Genomic DNA, 21,117 nt, shown 5'->3' with positions numbered 1-21,117 from the left:
TCGTTCAGCCAGCCCTCGTTCAGCCTTCGCTCAGCACCTCCGCCAGGGCCGCCGCCGGATCGTGGGCGGCTGGGCCGGCCGGGGCCCAGCGGCCGTGTTCCTTTCGGTAGGGCCACCAGCGTCCGTCGTGTCCGTACCGCAGTTGTGCCGACGCGTCGGCGACGGACCAGCGGCCCGCGCCCAGGGCCCGTAGCCGTGGCCGGTCTCCGTCCTCCCAGGCGGTGGCGAGAGCCGCTTCCGCACGCGCGAGGGCCTCCGGCTCCGGTGTCCACTCGTCCTCCAGTACGGCGAGGGCCGCCGCGCCTCCGAGGCGCCAGGCGCGTACGGCGAGATCCAGCTCCGCGCGCTGCCGACCGGTGCCGACGGCGAGCCGCGCCAGCAGACGGGTGTCCGATGTCGCCGCCGCGAGCCGGACACCGTCCTGACGGAGCGTCAATTCGTCTTCCAGCGGCTGCTGTTCATGATCGGGCGCGAGCGCGTCGGAGAGCATGCGCAGTGCCCGTGCCGCCGCGTCCGCGGCCAGGAGTTCCAGCGCGTCCACATCCACTCCGGGCGACGCATCGGTCCCGGACGACGAGTCGGCGACCGACGGCTCGGTCCCGGTGTCGAGGGCCGGAGGCTGCCCCGGCTCCCGTGGTAGCGGCGGAGGAGCGGGCAGCGGCGGCAGAATGTCCCGTGCCGCGAAGGCCATCACGGTGAGCACGCCCACCGTATCGGCGACCGTCTCCTCCATGTCCGGCGCCTCCTCCGCCTCCGTACCGGCGGCCCGCGAGGCCCGCGCGACACTGCGCACATGCAGTTCGTCGAGGAGCCGGCGCTCGCTCCTGCCGCGAATCAGCAGCAGCACGAACGGATCCTGGTCCAGCAGTTTGGCCATCTGATAGCAGAGCGACGCCGAATGCGCGCAGTGGTCCCATGCCTCACAGCCGCACTCCGGTTCCAAGTCACCGATACCCGGCAGCAGTTCGACTCCGGCCGCCGCCGCGTCCTCGACCAGGTGCGGTGGCATCTCCCGGTCCAGCAGCGCCGCGATATGGCCCGCCCGGTCCACCGCCATGTCCAGGAAGCGGTCCCACTCCTCCTCGCTCAGCCGCTGCAACAGCACATCGCTGCGGTACGCGGTGCCGTCCCGGTCCTGTACGACCGCGGTGATCCTGCCCGGCCGTACGGTCACGGCACCCACCGCGCCCTCGCGGGCGTGTCTGCGTCCCTTCGCCAGCGGCGCGCCGTCGAGCGCGGTCTCCTCCAGCGCCTTCAGCCAGGCCCTGCCCCACCAGGTATGGGCGAAACCGCGGCCAGGCGCAGGTGCCTGAGCGGCGAAGGTGCGCTCGATGTCATCCCCGCCTCCCCGACTGTCCCGACCGCCCTGGCTGCCGCCGCCATCCCGGCCGCCCCAGCCGTCCGTACCATCCGTGCCGCTCATCGCGCGCTCCCTCGCAGCTCCACCAGATCCGCCAGCTCGGCGTCGGTCAGTTCGGTCAGGGCCGCCTCGCCGGAACCGAGCACCGCATCGGCCAGCGCCTGCTTACGGGCCAACATGTCGGCGATCCGGTCCTCGATCGTGCCTTCGGTGATCATCCGGTGCACCTGTACGGGCCGGTCCTGCCCGATGCGGTACGCGCGGTCCGTCGCCTGCGCCTCCACGGCGGGATTCCACCAGCGGTCGAAGTGGACGACATGCTCGGCCCTGGTGAGATTGAGCCCGGTGCCCGCCGCCTTCAACGACAACAGGAAGACCGGCACTTCACCGTTCTGGAAGCGGTCCACCATCGCCTCACGCTGGGGAACCGGTGTGCCGCCGTGCAGAAACTGCGTGGGCACACCGCGCGCCGCGAGATGCTGTTCGAGCAGCCGCGCCATCCGTACGTACTGCGTGAAGACCAGCACACTCGCGCCCTCGGCCAGGATGGTGCCGAGCAGTTCGTCCAGCAGGTCCAGCTTTCCCGAACGGTCCGCGATACGCGGCCGGTCCTCCTTGAGGAAGTGCGCCGGGTGGTTGCAGATCTGCTTGAGTCCGGTCAGCAGCTTGACGATCAGCCCGCGCCGCTCCATGCCGTCCGCCTCCGCGATCGCCGCGAGAGTCTCCCGTACGAGCGCCTCGTACAGCCCGGCCTGTTCGGCGGTGAGGGAGACGGCCCGGTCGGTCTCGGTCTTGGGCGGCAGCTCCGGCGCGATGCCCGGGTCGGACTTGCGTCGGCGCAGCAGGAACGGCCGTACGAGCGCGGCGAGCCGCTCGGCCGCCGCCGGATCGTCACCGCTCTCCACCGAGCGCGCGTACTGCGTACGGAAGGTGCCAAGGCGGCCGAGCAGCCCGGGAGTTGTCCAGTCGAGGATCGCCCACAGCTCGGAGAGATTGTTCTCCACGGGAGTGCCGGAGAGTGCGACTCTCGCTCTGGCGCCGATCGTACGCAGCGCTCTGGCGGTGGCCGAGTACGGATTCTTGATGTGCTGCGCCTCGTCGGCGACGACCATGCCCCAGTCGGCACCGGCGAGCCGGGCCGCGTCCAGCCGCATCGTGCCGTACGTGGTGAGCACGAACTCGCCCGCTTCCAGGGCCTCCAGGTCACGCGTGGTGCCGTGGAAGCGCCGTACGGGCGTGCCGGGCGCGAACCGTTCGATCTCGCGCTGCCAGTTGCCCATCAGCGAGGCCGGACAGACGACCAGAGTCGGCCCGGCGGCCGAGGCGTCGGTCTGCCGGTGCAGATGGAGTGCGATAAGAGTGATCGTCTTGCCGAGCCCCATGTCGTCGGCGAGACAGCCGCCGAGACCGAGCGAGGTCATACGGTGCAGCCAATTGAGGCCTCGGAGCTGGTAGTCGCGCAGAGTCGCGGCAAGCGCCGCGGGCGGGCCGATCCGCTGTTCGTCGCCGTCCGTCCGCTCGGGATCGGCGAGACGGTCGCGCAGCCGGGCGAGCCAGCCGGTGGCCGCCACCTCGACACGGCGGCCCTCGACCTCGGTGGAGCCGGTCAGTACGGCGCCGAGGGCGTCGAGCGGAGTGATCTTGCGGTCCTGGCTCTCCCGGGCGCGCCGGGCCTCCGCGGGATCGATGAGCACCCACTGCCCGCGCAGCCGGACCACGGGACGGCTGGCCTCGGCGAGTTGGTCCAGCTCGGCGCGGGTGAGCCGCTGATCGCCCAGTGCGAAGAGCCAGTTGAAGGAGAGCAGCGCGTCGGCCGAGAGGAAGGCGGGCAGATCGGTACCGGTACGGTACGGGCTGCTCCGGTCGTCCTGGTCGTCCTCCTTCGGATCCTGCTCCTGGCCGGCGCGGTCGGCGTCGCTCTCCTCCGCCTGGCCGCCAGGGCCGATGACCGCGCGTGCCGTCAGCGTGCGGGCCAGTTCCTTGGGCCAGTGCACTTGGACGCCGGTCGCGGCGAGCGCCGTGGACGCCTCGCCCAGCAGGTCGGTGATGTCCTCGTCCGCGAGTTCGATGGCGTCCGGCACGGCGGCCGAGAGCAGCGGCGTGAGCGGCGGCCAGGCGCGGGCGGCACGGCGCAGGGCGAGCAGGGCGTCCATCCGGGCGCGCGGGCCGAAGGCCGTACCGGTGGATCCCGTACCCGACCATACGGCGGTGGCGTCGGCGACGACCGTGGGATTGCTGACGCTGTGCATCTGGAGGACAGCCCGGAAGGCGAGGCCCGCGCCGGCCATTTCAACGGTGTCCGGACCTGCACCCGTACCCGCACTGGCACTGGCACCGGGATCCGCGTCCGGCACGCGCACTCGGGCGTCCGTGAGGCCGGGCAGTTCGACGCGGAGGGAGAGCCGTACGCCCGCGTCATGGCCGGCGGCCACATCGGCCGCCCAGCCGCGCAACTCGGGGAACCGGTTCGCCGGCATGGCGGCGAAAGCGGGCCCTGCGGCGGCGAGTTCAGCGGCGGGTGTCCTGGGCAGCCCGTCGACGACCGCGTCGAGGAAGTCCCGCAACAGCCGTTCAGGCGCGGGCAGAAGAAGCGGTCCCGGTGATGCCGTAACGAGCGGAACGGCATGGGCGGAGGGCGGCATCGAGGCGGCGAGCGTACGGATCCGCTCCAGATCCTCCGAGGTCAGCGGCCCGGCGCGCCACGCGTCCTGGTCCGTCCCGGTGAGACCGGGCAACAGCCTTCCACGGGCCGCGAGTTGCAGAGCCAGCAGAGCGGCGGCGCCCCAGAAAGCCGTCGACGGCGAGGCGTCCGCGCGCATACGAGCCCTGGTCAGCAGCGGAAGAGCGGCTGATACGGGCATCAGGAGCGCTCCGACCGTGAGAGGGTGGCCATCGGTGTCGACGACAGCCAGCTCCTCCACGGAGCCCGGTGCGGACGGCGGCTCCGCGCCGTCGGGGTGCCAGTGGGCGATCCGGCCGGTGCGGGCCGGGTCCGCGGGAAGAAAGACCGTGGAGCAGCGGGCGAGTTCGGAGATCCGGGAGGGCGTTGCCGCGGGGAGCCTGTGCACAGCGAAGACGCATTCCTCAAGTTTGACTACTGCGGGTCGGAGCCGCCGAGGGTACCTCACCGCGAAGCCACGCGGGAGCGGCGCCACCGTGACCTGACTCACGCCTGGTCGTCAGGGTGTAGCCAGCACCACCGTCGACCCCCTGGCAGCCTCCACCTTTTCCGGGTGGTGGCCTCATGGCCGCCGGCGTTTCCTCCCCGTACGTTTCAAGAGGTCAGCGCAGTCTGCGCGACTTTTCCCCACTGGACATCGGCCTACAGACCGGAGACCGACATGCCCCAAGCCGCCATCGCCCCCATCGCGGAGCCCATACCCGACCCCGTCGTCGGCCGCGCGGGCGGCAGCGACTTCGCGCCCTTGCTGCGGACGGTGAGGGAGCAGGGCCTGCTGGAGCGCCGGGTCGCCTGGTACGCCCGGGGCATCACTGTCAACTTCCTCTTTCTGGGCGCGATCATCACAGGAATGGCGCTTCTCGGCCCGTCCTGGTGGACACTGCTTCTCGCGCCTCTGCTGGCCGTCGTATCGGCACGGATGGCGTTCGTCGGCCATGACGCGGGACACTCCCAGATCACCGCCGACCGTGGCAGGGGCCGGCTGGTGCAGCTCGTCCACGCCAATCTGCTGCTCGGAATGAGCCAGGAGTGGTGGAACGACAAGCACAACAGGCACCACGCCAACCCCAACCACATCGACAAGGACCCGGATGTCGCCGCCGACATCCTCGTCTTCACGCAGCACCAGACGGCCGGCCGTTCCGGTCTGCGCCGCTGGCTGACCTGTCACCAGGCCTGGCTGTTCTTCCCGCTCACCACACTGGAGGGCATAGCCCTCAAGGTGTACGGCTTCCGGGCCGTCTTCTCCGGATCCTCCGGACCGGAGGACGAGGGCATGCCCACCCGTAAGCGCGTGGTGGAAGGCCTGCTGCTCACGGCCCATGTCGTCGCTTATGTCACGCTGCTGCTGACCACCATGACCGTCGGCCAGGCCGTCGTATTCGCGCTGATCCACCAGATGCTTCTCGGTCTCCATCTGGGGATGGCGTTCGCGCCCAACCACAAGGGCATGGAGATGCCCGACGCCGGGAACGGCGAGGGCTGGGGCCATCTGCGCCGACAGGTCCTCACCTCGCGCAATGTACGGGGCGGCATGCTCACGGACTGGTTCCTGGGCGGGCTGAACTACCAGATCGAGCACCATCTCTTCCCGAGCATGCCCCGTCCTCATCTGAGGCTCGCCCAGCCCTTGGTCCGTGCGCACTGCCTCGCGCTGGGCGTTCCGTACACCGAGACCGGGCTCGTCGAGTCGTACCGGCAGGCGCTCAGCCATATGCACCACGTCGGCGAACCGCTGCGCTCGGGCGCATAGTGGAACTGGCGGAGCCCGGTGTGCGTTCACCGAGCAGAAGCGGCCTGTGCCGCGAAGGAGGCGTCGATGTCGACAAGGACGAAGATCGTCATTGGGGGAGTGGCCGTAGGCCTTCTTCTGATGCCGCTGATCGGATTCTGGTTCTCGCTGCTGGTGGTGCTCGGGGTACCTACCGCCGCGTATCTGATGCTGGACCCGTCGCAGCGCCGCAGGCTGCGCAGGATCAGCCGTAAAGAGATAGGCCGCTGAGCCGACGGGACGCGGCGCGATGACGACGGCCGGATCGGGTACGAGGAGGGCCTGACCGTGCGAGCGGTCAGGCCGGACGTACGGCCATCTTGTCGAGCGCGGTGAGCAGCGCGGGCAGTTCGGTGCCACGGCCGACCGGCAGGATCTCGCCCGGCTCCTCGTCCAGCAGGATGAACGCCATGTCGTCGGTCCTGGCGACAAACGACCAGCCGGGGCCGTCGGCGCGCAGTGTTCTGGCCTCGCCCGGGGCGAAGCTGGAGCGGACCCGGCCGAGCGGCGGAGCCGTTTCGACATAGGAATGCAGCTCTTTGAGTACGCGTCGCACTCCCTGATGCGAGAGGGCCGTGGATTCCGGGCCGCCGTCCTTGGTGTCGGCGGCGTCGGTGTCGGCGGTGGAGTCCGTGGCCACCGCTGCGGTGAGCCGCTCCCGCCATACCGCCCACTGAAGGGCGACCTCGTCCGCGCCGAGTCGGCGCTGGGCCGGGCCCCAGGCATCGGTGTCGGGCGGTGTGAGCGGACGCCAGGTGCTGTCTTCGTTCCCGCTCCGGTCGGTCTCGGTCCCGTCCGACGGCCCGTTCCCGTCGTCATCCTCGGTGCCGGGCGTCGGTTCGGGATCGGGGTCGTGCGGGGCAGGCAGACCGGGTGCCCGTACGGACAGGGCGAGCGGCCAGCCGGGCAGCGCGCAGACCACGGTCCGTTCGCCGGGTGACAGGTCGTACTCGATACCGCAGTCCCAGGACGCGATCGCGACGGCGACCAACGAGACGTCGTCCACCACCACCGTCCAGCGGGCGCCTGCCCGGTCCTGGCCCATGACCAGGCCGTATCCACGGTCGTAGGGCTCCAGCCCGAGGGCGGCACAGGCCTCCGGATAGTCGTCGCCGAGCACGGCCGGGAACCGCGCGGGTGTGAGCAGCGCGGCGGTCAGCACATACAGCGGGTCATCGTCCATGGAGTCGTCCGTTCCGGCCACGGCACCTCCCCATCCGATCCGTTGTCGGCGCACCCTAGCCAGTGGGCAACCCGGACGTCGAGAGTCCGGAACCAGCCGGTCCTCACAGCGGGCCCTCACCGCCGCTCCACACAGCGGTCCGCCACGGAGCCTCCTGCCCGCCCGTGACCGGTGCGCCGACGGATCAGTCCTGGCGGACCGCCAGGGCCAGAAAGCGGGAGTCCTCGTCGGTGTACGACTCCAGCCGCCAGCCGGAATTCGCCAGCAGAGGACGGAGACGGGACTCGGCCCGCAGATCGTCGTCCGTGATCCGCCGTCCCTGCCGGGCGGCCAGCGCGGCACGGCCCAGGGGATGGAACAGCGCCAGTCGGCCACCGGTCCGCACCACCCTGGCCAGTTCGCGCAGATTCTCCGTGGGCTGCGGAAGATGAGAGATCAGCCCGGCGCCGAAGACCGCGTCCAGCGAACGCGGGCGCAGCGGCAGCCGGCCCACATCGGCGAGCAGCAGCCTCCCGATCCGGCCGCGCCCGGCCCGTACGGCCTCTGCCAGCATCTCCGGTGTCAGATCGGCGCCCAGCACCGTGCCCTGCGGGCCCACGGCGGCCCGTAGAGGCGCCAGCGCGCGTCCCGTCCCGCATCCCGCGTCCAGAACCGCGCCGCCGGGACGCAGCCCGAGGTCGACGACGGCCGCGGCATAGGCAGGGCCGTCGTCCGGAAAACGGGTGTCCCAGCCGGCCGCCCTGGCACCGAAGAACTCCCGTACCTGTGTGTGATCGTGAGCCATGGCGGCATGATCCCGTAGGTGCGGCCCGTACCGCGACGAGCGGGCGGCGGAGATTGCGGCTAGCTTTTTCTGAGAAATCTCGATGTTCCTTGTCGAGGATGTCGAAATCGCGGCGCGTGCTTCTACCTGTCCGTGAGAGCGCCCCGCAGGGGCCGCGACAGTGAGGAGAAGGTCATGAAGTACATGCTGCTCATGCAGTTCAGTGAGAAGACCGTGGACTTCCCGCCGATCACGGAGTGGGCACCGGAGGAGATCCAGGCCCATATCGCCTTTATGCGTGACACCAACACGAAGCTCGCGGAGGCGGGCGAGCTGGTGACGGCGGAGGGACTGGCGGGGCCCGACCAGGCCAGGATCGTACGGGCCGGAGGTGGCGGGGCGCCCATTGTCACCGAGGGTCCTTACCCTGAGACGAAGGAGTTCCTGGCCGGGTACTGGATTGTCGACTGCGACAGTGCCGAGCGGGCGGTGGAGCTGGCCGCGCATGTGTCCACGGCTCCTGGCCCCGACGGCAAGCCGCTGAACATGCCGATCGAGGTGCGCCAGGTGATGGCGGGACCGCCCGAGGAGATGTGAGCACTGACTGATCCGATTCCTCTCGCCGATCGAACGACGGAGCCGCGAACCGGCCGGGCCGCCAGCCAGGTGGCCGGCCAGGCCGATGGCCAAGCCGGTGGTCCAGCCGCCGGCCAGGCCACTGGTCCAGTTACTGGTCCGGCCACTGGCCGGTTCACCGGTCCGGGATCCGGTCCCGAGGGCATGTCCGCCGAGGACCTGTTGCGCACCCTGGCGCCGCAGGTCGTCGGCGTGCTCACCCGCCGGTACGGAGACTTCGGCGCCGCCGAGGACGCCGTACAGGAAGCGCTGCTGGCGGCGGCGACCCAGTGGCCCCGCGAGGGCGTGCCCGGTAATCCGCGCGGCTGGCTGATCCAGGTCGCGAGCCGCCGTATGACCGAGCAGGTACGAGGTGAGCAGGCGCGGCGCCGCCGTGAGGACCTGGTGGCCCGACAGGTGCCCGCCGACCGGCAGTCGGCTCCGCCTGCGGACAGCGACGAGTCGGCGGACCGGGACGACTCGCTGATCCTGCTCTTCCTGTGCTGCCATCCCGCGCTGTCACCCACGGCGGCGATCGCGCTGACCCTGCGCTGTGTGGGCGGTCTGACGACGGCCGAGATCGCACGCGCCTTCATGGTGCCTGAGGCGACCATGGGACAGCGGATCAGCCGGGCCAAGCAGCGGATCAAGGCCTCGGGGATCCCGTTCCTGATGCCGGACGACAAGGATCGCGAGCGTCGGCTGGACGCCGTGCTGCATGTCCTCTATCTGATCTTCAACGAGGGATATGCCACCGGCGAAGGCCCCTATCTGCAACGGGTAGAGCTGTCCCGGGAGGCGATCCGACTGACCAGGGCCGCGTATGAACTGCTCCCGAACGACTGCGAGGTCGCGGGGCTACTGGCGCTGATGCTGCTCACCCACGCCAGAAGCGCGGCACGCACCGGCCCGGACGGTGAGCTGATCCCGCTGGCGGAGCAGGACCGGAACCGCTGGGACGCCCGTGCGATCGAGGAGGGCACGGCGCTGATCACGGCCACCTTGCCCAAGGGCCCACTCGGCCCGTATCAGGTCCAGGCGGCGATCGCCGCCGTCCATGACGAGGCGGCGACGGCCGAGGACACCGACTGGCCGCAGATCCTCGCGCTGTACGGAGTGCTGGAGCAGCTCGGCGCCAATCCGGTCGTCTCGCTCAACCGGGCGGTGGCCGTGGCGATGGTGCGCGGCCCGGAGGCCGGGCTCGGCATCGTGGAGTACCTGGACAAGGAGGGCCGTCTGACCGGGAATCACCGGCTGTCGGTGGTCCGCGCCCATCTGCTGGAGATGGCGGGCGACCGGCAGGGCGCGGTGGAGAACTACCGGGAGGCGGCGCGTCGTACGACCAGCCTTCCGGAGCGCGACTATCTCACGATCCGCGCCGCCCGGCTGGCTACGGCTACGGCTCCCTGATCCGAGGCGCTCGCCGGGAGGTCCGGGCGCTTACGTTCGCGGAGAGGTCCGGGCGCTCGCCGGTCTATTTCGGGCGTTCGCCGATCAGGAAGTACTGTCCTCACGCATCCTTCTACGCTCCCGCGAGGCGCGCAGATTGGCGGCGTTGCCGCAGACGCGTACGTCGTGCCAGACGCCGCTGTTGTTGCGTGACGTGTCGTAGAAGGCCGACCGGCACCCGATGTTGCGGCACAGCTTCAGCCGGGACCAGACGCCGGCCCGCTGGGCGAGCAGTGTCTCCGACCAGAGCGCCGATTCGAGCCACTGAGGTCCCCGGCCGACCGGGACCATCCGTACCTGGCCCTGGGAGTCGGGAGCGAGCCGCACCGTGACGTCGTGATCGATGTCGTGATCGGTCCGGTCGGATCCGGGCGCGTCTTCCGGCGTATCGCTTCCCGCCGCGGCGATCAGTGCCTCGAAGGCGGACCTCAGATCGCGCAGCGCCTGCGGATCCGGCGCCGACAGTGAGCAGTCAGGAGCATTGAGGCCCCGGACTCGCGCCCACTCCTCGGCGGCGCCGGTCAGCCACTCCTCGGCGGACTCGCGACCGGCCAGCAGATCAGGCGCGTACTGCTGGATCGCGCGTGTGTTGATCAGGTCCTGCACCAGTGCGAGTCCCTCGGGAGCCTGACGTAGGCGGTATCGATTACTGGCCGTCCAAGACATAGCCAAATCCTACTTGACTATGTCGTCGGCGGCGAGCACTCTGGCGACAGAGGCAAATCAACTACGCCTATGTCGTTGTGGACCGTCATCCGAGGAGAACGTCATGACCACCGTCAGTGGAGCAACCGTCCTGGTCACTGGTGGGCAGCGCGGGCTGGGCCGGGCTTTCGTACAGGAACTGCTGGTGGCGGGAGCCGCCAAGGTGTACGCCACCGCCCGTACGCCCGTCGCCGATCCCGACCCCAGGGTTGTTCCCGTACCGCTTGAGGTGACCGACGCGGAGTCGGTCGCGGAGCTGGCGCGTATCGCGGACGATGTGTCCATCGTCTTCAACAACGCCGGTATCGGCTCCCTCGGCCCGCTTGTCACGACCGACCTGGACGCCGTGAAGGAGCTCTTCGAGGCCAATGTGTTCGGCGCGCTGAGGATCGCTCAGGCCTTCGCCCCGATCCTGGCGGCCCAGGGCGGCGGCGCGCTGATCGACATCCACTCGGTGCTGTCCTGGGCGGCGGGCAGTGGTGCCTACGGTGCGACGAAGGCGGCCTTCTGGTCGCTCACCAACTCGCTCCGGCTGGAACTGGCTCCGCAGGGGACCCAGGTGGTGGGTGTGCATCTCGGCTACACCGACACCGACATGATCCGGGCGCTGGATGTTCCCAAGGGCGATCCCAGGGCGGTGGCGCGCGAGGTCCTCACCGCGCTGGAGAAGGGCGAGAGCGAGGTGCTCGCGGACGACACCAGCCGTTTCTTCAAGTCCGTGCTCTCGGGTCCGGTCGAGGGACTGAGCCTGCCGAGTGCCGCCTGACGGCCGACGGCCGGGAGGCTCCTCGGCCACGGCCGGAGGGGGAGTGGGGCCTGACTGCGCCGAGGGCGGAGTCAGGCCCCACGCCGTTCGGGCGCCAGCGGTTCTTTGCGGTCCATTGCTGTCCCGTCGCGGTCCGTTCGGCCGGACGCGTCAGGCCTCCACGTCAGTCCGTCAGTCCGTCAGTCCGCCACGGCGGCGAAGGCCGAGACCTTGTCGGCCTTGAGGCGCACCACCAGCTCACCCGGAACTCCGTTGCGCTCCCCGAACTCCCCGGCGCGCTCCTCGCCCATGTACCGCGCGGCGATCCGCGTCGCCCACGCGCGCAACTGCTCCGGCTCCTCGTCGATTTCTGCCCGGCCCTGGATCACCACGAAGGCGAACGGCGGACGTTCGTCGTCCACACACAGCGCTGCCCTGCCCTCACGCAGCAGATTGCGTCCCTTCACGGTCTCCTTGCCGGTGTTGAAGACAAGATCGTCGCCGTCCAGCACAAACCAGACGGGCGCGATATGCGGGCTTCCGTCGGCCCGTACGGTGGACAGCTTCGCCGTGCGTGTCCCTTCGGAGACGAAGGTCCGCCATTCGTCCTTGCTCATGTGTCTCGCCATGCCCGTATTTTCCGTCGGGCACGCGCCCTGCGCGATACGACGCCCCGGGTGTGCGCCGGGGCCCCGAGGTCCGGCGAGCGCTTGCCCGGGAGCGGCGGGTGCGGAAGGCTACGGGGCGTTGCGAGCCAGGAGAACATCTGAACGGGGAGGAACGGCAATGCCACTCGAAAAGGGACTTGACTGGCTGTTGGACGACCTGACCGAGCGGGTCGAGCACCTACAGCACGCGCTGGTCCTGTCCAATGACGGCCTGGTGACGGGAGCCAGCGCGGGACTGGCACGCGAGGACGCGGAGCATCTCGCGGCCGTCTCCTCGGGACTGCACAGCCTCGCCCGCGGGTCAGGACGCCACTTCAAGGCGGGCCAGGCCCGGCAGACCATGGTCGAGTTCGACGAGGCGCTGCTGTTCGTCACCGCGGCCGGTGACGGCAGTTGTCTGTGTGTACTGACCACGGCCGAGGCCGATGTCGGGCAGGTCGCCTATGAGATGACGCTGCTCGTCAACCGGGTCGGTGAGCATCTCGGAGTCGCGGTCAGGCAAGCGGGCCAGACCAGTCTGAGCGGTCTCTGAGCGGTCTTGAACGGTTTCTGAACGGTCTGAGCTGGGCTTTCCGCTCGGCCCGCCGAGTTATCCACAGGCCTGACGGAGAATACGGCTGCCGCGCTACGGTCGTCACCGGGAGTAATCGCGAGAGATCGCGAGTAACGACGACTCACGGGGGAGACCACCATGTCCGTCAGCGATGCCCAGGGCAACATCCGGAACATCCGGAGCAGCACCATGGGCGACACCATGGACGAGGCGACGGCGACCGCGGAAAGGAAGCCACGCACGGCGCGTACGGTCGGTGTCGTGTGGGCCGCGCGGGAGCTGGAGCTGAGACGCGGAGAGTTCGAGCTCGCCGCGCAGTTGGGCCATATCCGCACCATCGCAGGACCGGCCGCCGGACGGCGGCAGGTCACCCGGCAGGAGATCGACCGCCTGCGGGCGGCCGAAGGATTCCCGGAGGCGCTCCGCGAGCGGGCGCGGACGGTGGGGACGGCGGAGGGCGCGGAGCTCATGACCGTCAGTCCTGGCCGCTTCACCCGGCTGGCACGGGCGGGATTCATCGCTCCGGTGCGCTTTTATCTGAATCGGTACCGCGCGGTTGTCTGGCTCTATCTCGCCGATGAGGTACGGACGTTCGCCGACCAGGAACCGGCTCTGCTCACCGGCCGGCTGCCAGGGCCGCTCCGCCTCGGCCCGGACGCGGAGGAGGACCGGCGTCCGCGCAACTGGCGAGGCAGGCGCATCGGCCATCTGCTGCACGAGAGCGAGGATCCCTGGGAGCGTGCGGCCGTCGTCGCCTGTGTGCTGGATCCGGCTCTCCTGGCCGAGATGGTGCCTGATCCGTATGAACGGGCTCAGCTGAACCGGCTGCGGCCCGAGCTCGCTCCCGGCCAGCCGGAGTCGGAGGCGGCGCGGGCGACGGTGCGGCGGCTGGTGGTGGCCGACCATCCGGACGAGATCCGATGGCACCGCACAAGCCTGGACACACTCCTGGCGGAGGCCCGGCGCACCCGCCCTGTTCCGCGCCCCGACGGTCCGTGCGAGGACGAGGCGTCACCACCGGTGGAGAGAGCATCCGGGCCACCGCGCACGGCCGGTCGCAGAGGTCTGCTGAGCCGACTACGGATCGGCGGTGAGCGACGCCGGCCGGTAGGCCGACCATGACGGCTACGCGGCGCGGGCTGTCGTCAGGTGCGGGTCTTACGGGTGACGGTGGCGTGCTACGGCCGGGGCTCGCCGGTGACGATGGTGCGTTCCGGGGAGAACTTCCCCCAGTTGCCGTCGGGCAGCTTGGCGCGGAGCTTCACTCGGTAGGTCTCGCCGGCCTTCTTGCTCACATACACGCTGTAGGTGGCCCGGCCCTTGGGCGCCTCGCCTCCCCAGATCAAGGTCGTCGCGAAGTTGCCGTCGATATAGATCTGGTACGAGGGGACCTCGCCGCCGGTCTTCGGCGCCAGCCAGGACAGATCGACATAGTGCGCGCCGTCGGCGGCGTGTGTCGCGGCCCGGAAGCCGATCGGAGCGGTGTCGGGATCGTCACCGGGCCCGCGCGGCGTGGTGATCTCGACGGCTCGGCTGGCCGGCGAGGTGTTGTCCGCCGCGTCCCGGGCCGTGACCGTGAAGCGGTAGTGGGTTCCCGGCCGCAGCCGGGTGATCTGCGCGGAGGTCGCGTCACCGTCCACGCTATGGATCTTGGAGTCGCCCTGGTAGATGTCGTAGGAGGTGATGCCCTGGTCACCTGTGGCCTTGGCCCAGCTCAGCCGGGCGGCTCGCGCGCCGTCGCTCCTGCCCGTCAGCAGCTCCGGGCGGGCGGGTGCTTCCTTGTCCTCCGCGACCGCGGCGGGCGTGGTGACGGCCATCTCTTTGCTGTACGGCGAGAAGGCGCCCTCGTCGGTCCTGGCCCGTACGGAGAAGGTGTACGCGGTCGACGGCTTCAGCCCGGTGACATCGATCATGGTCTTCTCGGCCGGGACGTCCTTGACCTTCGTCTTGCCGCGGTACACCTCATAGCCCTTGATCCCGGCCTTCGCCGGAGGCTGGTTCCACATGACATGGACCGAAGTGGCGCTGCCCGCCTGGACCGTGACTCCGGCCGGAGCCGAAGGCGCCTTGCCCTCCTCGTCGTTCGAGCCGCAGCCGGACAGTGTGAGGAGGACGGCGGACATGAGCGCGGCAAGACTGACGAACCTGGGCATGGCCGTGTCCTCCACCTGGGGGCAATGGTCTAGACATATATGGCACAGGTGTCGCGACCACATCAAGGGGGAGAGGCGTATTCGTTCCCTGGCCGGGGTGTACTCCGGCCCCGGCCAGGGGTTGTTCCAACGAAGAGAGAAGAAGGAAGAGAGCAAGGAGGGACTGGGGCAGGCGGACCCTAGACCCGGTGGACGAGCTGGGTGTTGAGCTCGTAGCGGGCGCCGACGATGGCCAGCTTGCCTTCGGCCACCTTGGCGGCGAGGTCGGGCTCCGCGGCCAGACGTCCGGTCACCCGGGCGACATTGGCGGTCACGGTCGCGTCCACGCGCGCGTCGCCCTCCTCGGAGTGCACGATCGCGGGACGGATCTGGTCGGCCAAGTACTGTATATGGGCCGGGAGTTCCTCACCGGACTCCTCGGCGTGGACGGCCGCGGCCACGGCGCCGCAGGACTGGTGCCCGAGGACGAGAACCAGCGGAATGCCCAGCTCCAGCACACCGTAGGCGATGCTGCCGAGGACGGCCTCGTCGAGGACCTCGCCGGCCGAGCGCACGGTCATCAGATCGCCGAGGCCCTGGTCGAAGACCAGCTCCGGCGGCACCCGGGAGTCGATGCAGCCGAGGACGAGGGCGAAGGGATGCTGTCCCGAGACAAGCGCCTGACGCACGGTCTCGGTCTCGTGCGGGTGCTGCTCCCGGAAGGTCCGCCAGCGGCGATTGCCGTCGGTGAGTTCACGGAGGGCCTCGTCCGGGGTGGCCGGACGCGGGCGGGGCAGCCGGTGGCCCGCGGCGCCCGCGGAGGGCGCGGCGATGGCCACACCGGCCGTGGCGGCGCCACCGGCGAGGGCCGCGCGGAGCAGCGTACGGCGAGGTGTGCCGCCGGCTGCGGAGGATCTATTCGTATGTCTGGTCGATATCACGGCCGGAGACTATCCAGGGCATCCTTGGGCATTGGCCGGTCTTGGCGCATTGTTGACCCTCTCTTGAACCAAGAGCACCGCATGTACCAGGGATTTGGAGCAAATGCGGACGTAGTTAAGTCGCTGTCCAGCCAGGTTCGTTGTATTCGAACAGGCAGGCTCGTGAGCATGGTTGCCCCGGGCACGGCAAGGATCCGTGGCGCGCTGTGGTTGCATGGTTCGGTGAATCGACAGACATTGCCGAAAGCCGATGACATCCCGATGTGCGATGTTCGGCGTCGCGGCGAGGACGACCTGGACGGCTGCCTACAGGTGCTCGCCGAGGTGCACAAAGTTGACGGCTATCCCGTGAACTGGCCCGAGCGCCCGGCCGACTGGCTGGCCGGGCCCACACAACTGGCGGCCTGGGTCGCCGAACTGGACGGACGGATCGTCGGCCATGCCGCTCTTGCCCTGGCCGGCGCGGACGATGTGGCCCCGGCCCTGTGGAGCAGCCGGACGGGAACGGCGGTCGCCGACACCGTCGTACTGAGCCGTCTGTTCGTCTCTCCCTCGGCACGCGGCCATGGGATCGGCGCCCTCCTGATGTCCCAGGCCGCGCGGGAGGCCCGTGAACGCGGTCTCCATCCCGTACTGGACGTCGTGGCCGCCGACTCCGCCGCGGCGGCTGCCGCGCTCTACGAACGCCTCGGCTGGAATCTGCTGGCCGTCGTGGACCAGCGCTGGAGCCCGGACCAGACGGTCAAGGTCCACTGCTACGCGGCCCCGCAGGCCCCGTAGTCGGTCGGCCCATGTGTCCTGGGCCCGGGCCACGGCGCCATGGTGCCGCGCCGGCGGTCAGCGCGCCGGCCGGTCCAGTCGGCGCGTCGAACGGCGCACCACCAGCTCGGGCTGGAGCACGACGGAGCGGTGGCTGTGCTGTTCCGCGCCGGGACCCGTCTCGTCCATCAGCATCTCCGCCGCCGCGCGCCCCATCGCGTCGGCCGGCTGCCGTACGGAGGTGAGCGGTACGACGGCCGCGGCGGCGAACTCGATGTCGTCATAGCCGACGATCGACACATCGCCGGGCACATCGACGCCGGCTCCGTACATCGCTTGCAGAACACCGAGCGCGAGCAGGTCATTGGCGCAGAACACGGCGGTGGGACGCTCCGCCAGACCCAGCAGTCGCGCTCCGGCGTCGATACCGGAGGCGACATCCAGCCGCGCCGACTCCACATGCCGCAAGGCCTGTTCGGGCAGACCGGCCTCGCGCAGCGCGGCCAGCGCGCCCGTACGGCGGTCCCGGCACTGAGGCAGCGACATCGGGCCGCTGATATACGTCACGGACCGGTGTCCGGCCGTCAGCAGATGCCGGACCGCGAGCGCGCCGCCCGCCACATCGTCCACCGAGACCGAGCATCCTTCGGCGGCGGGCACGGCCCGGTCGACATGGACATACGGAATGCCCTGACGCGCGAACTCCCGCACGGTGCTGCCGGACGCGTCGGTCGGAGTGAGCAGCACTCCGCGTACCCGCTGCTCGGCGAAGAGCGCCAGATACTCCGCCTCCTCGGCCGCGCTGCCCGCGCTGTTGCAGAGCATCACCCCGAGCCCGGCCTCACGCGCGGCGCGCTCGGCGCCCTTGGCGACGGCGACGAAGAACGGGTTCGCCATGTCGAGGACGAGGATGGCCAGGATCCGGCTGGTGCCGACCCGGAGCTGGCGGGCCGTCTCGCTCCGTACGAAACCGAGTTGGTCGATCACGGCGCGGACCCGTACGAGCGTGTGCTGCGACACCTTCTCGGGCCGGTTCAGCACATTCGAGACGGTCCCGACCGAGACTCCGGCCAGCCGGGCCACGTCCTTGATGCCGACCGTCTGCGCCACGCGTTCCTGCCCGTTCTGTCACATCGTGTGGGGACCTCTGTCCGGTAGGACCATCATATGCGGGGTATGCCCCTGGATCAGTGCCGCGGCCCGGTCCCAACGGGCCCGGTCGCCGGTCGGCTCGTACCGGCGCGGCTCCAGCGTGGCGCGCAGCAGGGCGCGCAGTTCGGCGAGACCGCCGCGGACGGCGCCCGCCGCGCGTGCCTGTACGAGTACGTTGCCGAGGGCCGCCGCCTCCGCGGGCCCCGCCACCACGGGCAGCCCGCAGGCATCGGCGGTGAGCCGGCACAGAAGCTCGTTGTGGGCGCCGCCACCGACGATATGCACGGTGTCCACGGCGCGGCCGGAGAGCCGCTGGGCATCCTCGATGGCACGCCGGTGCGCCAGGGCCAGCGAGTCCAGGACACAGCGGGCGGTCTCGGCCGGCCCCTGCGGTGGCCGCAGGCCCAGGCGGCGGCACGCGTCCGCGATCCGCCGAGGCATGTCGCCGGGCGCGAGGAACGCGGGATCGTCGGCATCGACGTACGACCGCAGCCCCGGCACCTCGGCGGCCTCGCGCAGCAGCCGGTCCAGCCGTTGCGGGATGCCGGCCGCCTCCCAGGTGCGCAGACACTCCTGGAGCAGCCACAGGCCCATGATGTTGCGCAGATAGCGGACCGTGCCGTCGACGCCCAATTCATTGGTGAAGTTGGCGCGTCTGCTCTCCTCGGTGAGGACGGGCGCGTCCAGCTCCAGCCCGGCCAGGGACCAGGTGCCGGTCGCGACATACGCGAAGCGGTCGCCCGTCGCCGGGACCGCGGCGACGGCGGACGCCGTGTCGTGCGAGCCGACCGCCGTCACCGGAACAGGGCCGGACAGTCCGGTCTCCGCCAGCACCTCCGGGAGCAGCTCACCGGCCCGGTCGCCCGGTCCGCGCAGCGGAGGAAACAGAGCGAGATCGATGCCGAGCGTATCGGCGACGGACCGGGACCAGTCGCGGATACGTGGGTCGATCAGCTGGGTGGTGGAGGCATTGGTGAGTTCGGTCCCGGCCTCGCCGGTGAGCCAGTACGCGATCAGATCGGGGATCAGCAGCAGCCGCCGCGCGGCGCCGAGCACCGCGGTGTCCCGCGCCGCGGTGAGCTGGTACAAGGTGTTGAAAGGGAGGTACTGGAGGCCGGTCGCCGCGTAGAGCTCGGCCGGTGGCAGCACAGCGCCCACCAGCGCCGCCTGGCCCTCGGTGCGCGTGTCGCGGTAGTGCACGGGATTGCCGAGCAGCGCGCCGTCCGCGTCGAGCAGTCCGTAGTCGACGGCCCAGGTGTCGACACCGACACTCGCCGGCGCCCGTCCCGCCGCCCTGCCTGCGGCCCGCAGTCCGTCCAGCACACCGCCGTACAGGGACAGGATGTCCCAGTGCAGTGTGCCGGCGGTCCGCACCGGGCGGTTGGGGAACCGGTGCACCTCCTGGAGGCGCAGTGTGCCCGCGCCGCGGCCGGAGACATGGCCGACCATGACACGGCCACTGGACGCGCCGAGATCGACGGCGGCGAAAGGGAGCGGTGCGGTGGATGACACGACGGACCTCGTTCTCAGCGCAGGAACGCCGCCGCCACACCGGCGTCGACCGGCACATGCAGTCCCGTGGTGTGGCTGAGATCGCCGCCCGTCAGGGCGAACACCGCGTTGGCCACATGCTCGGGCAGCACCTCCCGCTTGAGCAGTGTGCGCTGGGCGTAGAACTCGCCGAGCCGCTCCTCCTCCACGCCGTACACCGCCGCCCGTTCGGCTCCCCAGCCGCCCGCGAAGATCCCCGAACCACGCACCACGCCATCGGGATTGACGCCGTTGACCCGGATCGAGAGCCCGCCCAGCTCCGCGGCGAGCAGCCGTACCTGATGGGCCTGGTCGGCCTTGGTCGCGGAGTACGCGATGTTGTTGGGGCCCGCGAACACCGCGTTCTTGGAGGCGACATAGACGATGTCGCCGCCGAATCCCTGATCGGTCATCACCCGGACCGCCTCACGCGACACCAGGAACGAGCCACGGGCCATGATGGAGTGCTGGAGGTCCCAGTCCCGCGCGGTGGTCTCCAGCAGCGGCTTGGAGATCGAGATACCGGCGTTGTTGACGATCAGATCCACGCCGCCGTAGGCGAGGACGGCCGCGTCGAACGCCGCCTTGATCTGCTCCTCGTCCGTCACATCGACGGTGACCGCCACCGCCGTGTCCGTGCCGCCCGGGCCCAGCTCCCCGGCGACCGTCGTCGCGCTCTCGGCGTTGAGGTCGGCGACCACCACACACGCGCCCTCGGCGGCCAGCCGGTGCGCGATCGCCCTGCCGATCCCCGAGCCCGCACCCGTCACCAGCGCGATCCGGCCCGCCAGCGCCTTCGGCGCGGGCATCCGGCGCAGCTTGGCCTCCTCCAGCTCCCAGTACTCGATACGGAACTTCTCGGACTCCTCGATCGGCGCGTACGAGGAGACGGCCTCGGCCCCGCGCATCACATTGACGGCGTTGAGATAGAACTCACCGGCCACCCGCGCGGTCTGCTTGTCCTTGCCGAAGGAGAACATGCCCACGCCCGGCACCAGCACGATCGCCGGATCCGCCCCGCGCATCGGCGGTGAACCGGGTACCGCGTGCCGTTCGTAGTACGCCCGGTACTCCGCGCGGTAGTCGGAGTGCAGCTCGGCCAGCCGCTCCTTCATCCGCTCCAGCGGCGCACCGGCGGGCAGATCGAGCACCAGCGGACGGACCTTGGTCCGCAGGAAGTGATCGGGACAGGAGGTGCCCAGGGCGGCCAGCCGTGGATGCTCCGCACGGGAGAGGAAGTCGAGGACCGGCTCCGTGGCGGTGTAATGGCCGATCTGGCGCCGGTCGGTGGAGACCAGACCACGGATCAGCGGGGCCAGCGCAGCCGCCTTCGCCCGCCGCTCGGTCTCGGGCAGCGGCTCGTATCCAGGCAGGACGGGACCGAAGGGCTCGGCCCTGCCGCGCTCGGCGAGAAACGCCTCCGCGGTACGGATGATGTGCAGGGAATTGCGCTCGCACTCCTGCGAGGTGGCGCCCCAGGCGGTGATGCCATGGCCGCCGAGCACACAGCCGATCGCCCGCGGATTCGCCTCCTTGACCGCGGCGATGTCCAGACCGAGCTGGAAGCCCGGCCGGCGCCAGGGCACCCAGACCACGGTGTCGCCGAAGCACTCGGCCGTCAGCTTCTCGCCGTCCGCCGCACAGGCCAGGGCGATACCCGAGTCGGGATGGAGATGGTCCACATGGGAGGCGTCGACCAGTCCGTGCATCGCGGTGTCGATGGAGGGCGCCGCGCCGCCCTTGCCGTGCAGGCAGTAGTCGAACGCGGCGACCATCTCGTCCTCGCGCTCCACACCCGGGTACACCGCGGTCAGCGCGCGCAGCCGGTCGACGCGGAGCGCGGCGAGCCCGCCGGCCTTGAGGGTGCCCAGATCGCCGCCGGAGCCCTTGACCCACATCAGTTCAATGTCGTCGCCGGTCACGGGATCGGTGGCGGATCCCTTCGCCGAGGTGTTGCCGCCGGCGTAGTTGGTGTTGCGCGGATCGGCGCCGAGCCGGTGCGAGCGGTCGAGCAGCTCGGCCGCCGCCGGATGCACGGTCGGCACGTGCTGGTGAGGCTGGTCGGTCATCATGTCCCTCTGTGAGGTGCGGACTTCGCCAGGTACGGGTAC

At 70.3% G+C, this 21,117-nt stretch carries 19 protein-coding genes; 8 read left to right on the top strand and 11 right to left on the bottom strand.

Annotated elements, in window-relative coordinates; genetic code table 11:
* Positions 1–19: 19 nt before the first annotated feature.
* Both ACFV6H_RS25125 and ACFV6H_RS25120 read right to left on the bottom strand, forming a co-directional pair.
* Entirely contained in the window at positions 20–1,423 is a 1,404-nt protein-coding gene (locus tag ACFV6H_RS25125; protein ID WP_385545971.1) for an SWF or SNF family helicase, read from the bottom strand.
* Positions 1,420–4,428 (bottom strand): DEAD/DEAH box helicase, encoded by a 3,009-nt coding sequence (locus ACFV6H_RS25120; RefSeq protein ID WP_385545968.1) that lies wholly within the window; start codon positions 4,426–4,428, stop codon positions 1,420–1,422. Before ACFV6H_RS25120 ends, ACFV6H_RS25125 begins: the two co-directional genes overlap by 4 nt.
* 273 nt (positions 4,429–4,701) lie before the next feature.
* Between ACFV6H_RS25120 and ACFV6H_RS25115 the strand changes: the two genes are divergently transcribed.
* On the top strand, positions 4,702–5,793 hold the full coding sequence (locus ACFV6H_RS25115) for a fatty acid desaturase family protein (RefSeq protein ID WP_384985671.1): 1,092 nt from the start codon (positions 4,702–4,704) through the stop codon (positions 5,791–5,793).
* A gap of 66 nt (positions 5,794–5,859) precedes the next feature.
* Positions 5,860–6,042: a hypothetical protein gene (locus ACFV6H_RS25110; RefSeq protein ID WP_093592247.1), complete on the top strand. Its 183-nt coding sequence runs from the start codon at positions 5,860–5,862 to the stop codon at positions 6,040–6,042.
* Between the two features lie 67 nt (positions 6,043–6,109).
* On the opposite strand, the gene ACFV6H_RS25105 is transcribed toward ACFV6H_RS25110, so the two are convergent.
* Together ACFV6H_RS25105 and ACFV6H_RS25100 are read right to left on the bottom strand one after the other, a co-directional pair.
* Complete coding sequence (locus ACFV6H_RS25105) at positions 6,110–7,015, bottom strand: hypothetical protein (RefSeq protein ID WP_385545964.1); 906 nt, start codon at positions 7,013–7,015, stop codon at positions 6,110–6,112.
* Positions 7,016–7,178: 163 nt separating this feature from the next.
* Positions 7,179–7,778 carry a class I SAM-dependent methyltransferase gene (locus ACFV6H_RS25100; RefSeq protein ID WP_385545961.1) on the bottom strand — a complete coding sequence of 200 codons (600 nt, stop codon included), beginning with the start codon at positions 7,776–7,778 and terminating at the stop codon, positions 7,179–7,181.
* A 174-nt stretch (positions 7,779–7,952) separates the two neighbouring features.
* On the opposite strand from ACFV6H_RS25100, the gene ACFV6H_RS25095 reads away from it, so the two are divergent.
* Together ACFV6H_RS25095 and ACFV6H_RS25090 are read left to right on the top strand one after the other, a co-directional pair.
* Positions 7,953–8,354 (top strand): YciI family protein, encoded by a 402-nt coding sequence (locus ACFV6H_RS25095; RefSeq protein ID WP_385545958.1) that lies wholly within the window; start codon positions 7,953–7,955, stop codon positions 8,352–8,354.
* Between the two features lie 183 nt (positions 8,355–8,537).
* On the top strand, positions 8,538–9,782 hold the full coding sequence (locus ACFV6H_RS25090) for an RNA polymerase sigma factor (protein ID WP_385545955.1): 1,245 nt from the start codon (positions 8,538–8,540) through the stop codon (positions 9,780–9,782).
* An 84-nt stretch (positions 9,783–9,866) separates the two neighbouring features.
* On the opposite strand, the gene ACFV6H_RS25085 is transcribed toward ACFV6H_RS25090, so the two are convergent.
* Positions 9,867–10,487: a CGNR zinc finger domain-containing protein gene (locus tag ACFV6H_RS25085; protein WP_385545952.1), complete on the bottom strand. Its 621-nt coding sequence runs from the start codon at positions 10,485–10,487 to the stop codon at positions 9,867–9,869.
* Between the two features lie 103 nt (positions 10,488–10,590).
* On the opposite strand from ACFV6H_RS25085, the gene ACFV6H_RS25080 reads away from it, so the two are divergent.
* Positions 10,591–11,292 carry an SDR family oxidoreductase gene (locus ACFV6H_RS25080; RefSeq protein ID WP_385545949.1) on the top strand — a complete coding sequence of 234 codons (702 nt, stop codon included), beginning with the start codon at positions 10,591–10,593 and terminating at the stop codon, positions 11,290–11,292.
* Between the two features lie 179 nt (positions 11,293–11,471).
* Here the strand turns inward: ACFV6H_RS25080 and ACFV6H_RS25075 are convergent, their stop codons facing one another.
* A complete protein-coding gene (locus ACFV6H_RS25075; RefSeq protein WP_384788483.1) occupies positions 11,472–11,900 on the bottom strand; it encodes a PPOX class F420-dependent oxidoreductase in 429 nt (142 codons plus the stop codon).
* Positions 11,901–12,057: 157 nt separating this feature from the next.
* On the opposite strand from ACFV6H_RS25075, the gene ACFV6H_RS25070 reads away from it, so the two are divergent.
* Entirely contained in the window at positions 12,058–12,471 is a 414-nt protein-coding gene (locus ACFV6H_RS25070; protein WP_093602167.1) for a roadblock/LC7 domain-containing protein, read from the top strand.
* Positions 12,472–12,630: 159 nt separating this feature from the next.
* On the top strand, positions 12,631–13,614 hold the full coding sequence (locus ACFV6H_RS25065) for a DUF6397 family protein (RefSeq protein ID WP_385545944.1): 984 nt from the start codon (positions 12,631–12,633) through the stop codon (positions 13,612–13,614).
* A 56-nt stretch (positions 13,615–13,670) separates the two neighbouring features.
* Here the strand turns inward: ACFV6H_RS25065 and ACFV6H_RS25060 are convergent, their stop codons facing one another.
* Both ACFV6H_RS25060 and ACFV6H_RS25055 read right to left on the bottom strand, forming a co-directional pair.
* Positions 13,671–14,645, bottom strand: coding sequence for a fibronectin type III domain-containing protein (locus tag ACFV6H_RS25060; RefSeq protein ID WP_385545941.1), 975 nt, complete (start codon positions 14,643–14,645; stop codon positions 13,671–13,673).
* A 179-nt stretch (positions 14,646–14,824) separates the two neighbouring features.
* On the bottom strand, positions 14,825–15,565 hold the full coding sequence (locus ACFV6H_RS25055) for a carbonic anhydrase (protein ID WP_384985654.1): 741 nt from the start codon (positions 15,563–15,565) through the stop codon (positions 14,825–14,827).
* 261 nt (positions 15,566–15,826) lie between these two features.
* Here ACFV6H_RS25055 and ACFV6H_RS25050 point away from each other — a divergent pair, with 261 nt between their 5' ends.
* Positions 15,827–16,345 (top strand): GNAT family N-acetyltransferase, encoded by a 519-nt coding sequence (locus tag ACFV6H_RS25050; protein ID WP_385545938.1) that lies wholly within the window; start codon positions 15,827–15,829, stop codon positions 16,343–16,345.
* Between the two features lie 57 nt (positions 16,346–16,402).
* Here ACFV6H_RS25050 and ACFV6H_RS25045 read toward each other — a convergent pair whose 3' ends face one another.
* From ACFV6H_RS25045 to ACFV6H_RS25035, 3 genes are read right to left on the bottom strand one after another with little or no spacing between them, the layout of a single operon-like run.
* A complete protein-coding gene (locus ACFV6H_RS25045) occupies positions 16,403–17,434 on the bottom strand; it encodes a LacI family DNA-binding transcriptional regulator (RefSeq protein WP_385545935.1) in 1,032 nt (343 codons plus the stop codon).
* An 18-nt stretch (positions 17,435–17,452) separates the two neighbouring features.
* On the bottom strand, positions 17,453–18,988 hold the full coding sequence (locus ACFV6H_RS25040; RefSeq protein WP_385545932.1) for a rhamnulokinase family protein: 1,536 nt from the start codon (positions 18,986–18,988) through the stop codon (positions 17,453–17,455).
* Between the two features lie 14 nt (positions 18,989–19,002).
* Positions 19,003–21,075, bottom strand: coding sequence for a bifunctional aldolase/short-chain dehydrogenase (locus tag ACFV6H_RS25035; RefSeq protein WP_385545929.1), 2,073 nt, complete (start codon positions 21,073–21,075; stop codon positions 19,003–19,005).
* Positions 21,076–21,117 lie beyond the last annotated feature (42 nt).

The organism is Streptomyces sp. NPDC059743 (assembly GCF_042732975.1).
Lineage (GTDB): Bacteria > Actinomycetota > Actinomycetes > Streptomycetales > Streptomycetaceae > Streptomyces.
The sequence above is the reverse complement of the archived record's forward strand: the minus strand, read 5'-3'. Positions and strand labels throughout refer to the sequence as shown.